The organism is Okeania sp. SIO2B9 (assembly GCF_010672505.1).
Lineage (GTDB): Bacteria > Cyanobacteriota > Cyanobacteriia > Cyanobacteriales > Microcoleaceae > Okeania > Okeania hirsuta.
This window is the reverse complement of record NZ_JAAHGK010001147.1, coordinates 1-2,463: the sequence shown is the minus strand read 5'-3', so window position 1 is coordinate 2,463 and position 2,463 is coordinate 1. Positions and strand designations below refer to the sequence as shown.

2 protein-coding genes are annotated in these 2,463 nt (G+C 40.1%); both read right to left on the bottom strand.

What is annotated here, in order from left to right; all coding sequences use genetic code 11:
• On the bottom strand, positions 1 to 652 hold a 652-nt coding region (gene atpG, locus F6K13_RS28290), incomplete at its 3' end, for an ATP synthase F1 subunit gamma (RefSeq protein WP_287289175.1).
• 325 nt (positions 653 to 977) lie between these two features.
• Positions 978 to 2,462 carry a F0F1 ATP synthase subunit alpha gene (atpA, locus tag F6K13_RS28285; protein WP_287289173.1) on the bottom strand — a complete coding sequence of 495 codons (1,485 nt, stop codon included), beginning with the start codon at positions 2,460 to 2,462 and terminating at the stop codon, positions 978 to 980.
• Between the last annotated feature and the right edge of the window lies 1 nt (position 2,463).

The window sequence follows — 2,463 nt, the reverse complement described above, 5'->3', positions numbered from 1 at the left end:
ATACTTCAAAGTGACCACCTTTAGTAGTTAAACGGAAGATTTCATCATCTTGAACTTCTAAACCTTGAGGATCGAGAGGTAAGAGAGTTTGAATAACTGGTTTAGAGCTAATTAGTGAAATAAATTTGGTATAAACCAACTCTATTCTATCTACTGATCCTGAGAGAAAATCAGCAAGTACTTCATCAGTAACTGCAGAAGCATCATCAGCTGTAGGAATTTTTTCAGGATTATCATAAGTGTTTAAAATTGGAGCTTCCCGACGTTGGAAATATTGAATTGCTTTACGTCCAATCAATAAATATTTATAATCAACTCCTTGCTCAGTGAGTTCACGAGCTCTAATTTCTGCACGTTTAATTATGCTGCTGTTATAGCTACCACATAAACCACGATTTCCAGAAATTACTAATAACCCAACTGTTTTAACTTCCCTTTGTTTTAGTAGGGGTAAATCTACACTTTCAAATTGTAAACGTTCGGCAAGTCCGTATAAAACTTGGGCAAGGCGGTCGGCAAAGGGCCGAGTATTAATCACTTGTTCCTGGGCACGACGTACTTTAGCAGCGGCCACTAGGCGCATTGCTTCTGTAATTTTTTTAGTGTTTTTGACCGAGTTGATGCGATCGCGAATAGCTTTTAAATTAGGCATGATTTTGTGTAGGAAGAAGTAAGAAGTAACAAGGAAGAAAGAAGAAGGGAAATTTTTAATTTATTCTCAACTAAGTCAACTAGATTAAACTTTCTCATATCTGTCTATCTAGTTACTCTCAACCCTTTTTTTTCAATAAATCTATAGAGATTCGCCTATAAATTAAGTGCGAATTAGTCTTAAAAGTTAGGTAGTATCAGGTAAACAACAAAGCTGACTGCTGATAACTGACTTTTAATTACTACATCTAACTAATAATTAGTGGCTAGTTGCTTTTGAGCATTAACAACTAACCACTAAATGTTAATACTTAAAAGTAACTAATTTAAGCAGATACCAAGAATGTTTGCTTATACTCAGTAATACCTTCTTTTAAGACAGTTTGAGCTTCATCAGTCAGTACCTTTTCAGTACCGATAATTTCACCGAACTTGGGCTTACTGTTGTTCAAGTAATCCAGTAAACCAGAAATAAATTTAGTCACCTTCTCAAGAGGGATATCATCCAAGTAACCATTAATACCAGAATAAATCACTGCTACTTGTTCGGGAAGAGAGCGAGGTGAGTTTTGAGATTGTTTCAAAATCTCCCGCAAGCGCTGACCTCTTGCCAGTTGGTTTTGGGTAGCTTTATCCAAGTCTGAGGCAAATTGAGAGAACGCTTCTAATTCAGCAAACTGTGCTAGCTCTAGCTTAATCTTACCAGCAACTTTTTTCATAGCCTTGGTCTGAGCAGCCGAACCTACCCTCGACACAGAAACACCTGCGTTTACTGCTGGGCGGAAACCTGCGTTGAATAGGTCACTGGAGAGGAAGATTTGACCATCCGTAATAGAGATAACGTTGGTAGGAATATAGGCCGAAACGTCACCAGCTTGAGTTTCAATAATTGGTAGAGCAGTCATACTGCCTCCACCTAAATCATCATTGAGTTTAGCAGCTCTTTCTAAGAGACGGGAGTGGAGATAGAATACATCTCCTGGATATGCTTCACGACCTGGTGGACGACGCAGTAGCAAAGATACCTGGCGATAAGCTTGAGCTTGCTTGGAAAGGTCATCATAGATTACCAGAGTTGCTTTGCCTTTATACATAAAGTATTCAGCAATAGTAGCACCAGTATAAGGAGCCAAGTATTGGAGAGTTGCAGGGTCACTGGCATTAGCAGCTACTACAACGGTGTAATCCATTGCACCTTTTTCTTCAAGGGTACTTACTACCTGAACTACAGTAGAAGCTTTTTGACCAATAGCCACATATACACAGATAACATCTTCACCTTTTTGATTAATGATAGTATCGATGGCGATCGCTGTTTTACCTGTTTGTCTGTCACCGATAATCAATTCCCTTTGACCTCTACCGATGGGAATCATCGAGTCTATAGCAGTGATACCTGTTTGCATAGGTTCACAAACAGAACGGCGTTCGATAATTCCTGGAGCAGGAGATTCAATCAGACGACTGTCATCGGTTTGAATATCTCCTTTACCATCAACAGATCGACCGAGACCATCTACCACCCGGCCAACCATGGCCTCTCCTACTGGCACTTGAGCAATTCTACCTGTGGCAGTTACGGCAGATCCTTCTTGAATTTCCCGGCCTTCACCCATCAATACTGCCGCTACGTTATCTTCTTCTAAGTTTTGGGCAATACCTACTGTACCATCTGAGAACTCTACCAGTTCTCCTGCCATTACCTTGTCTAGGCCATAAATCCTGGCAATACCGTCACCCACTTGTAGAACAGTACCAACGTTAGATACTTTGACATCTTGGTCGTACTGTTCTATTTGGTCGCGAATAATT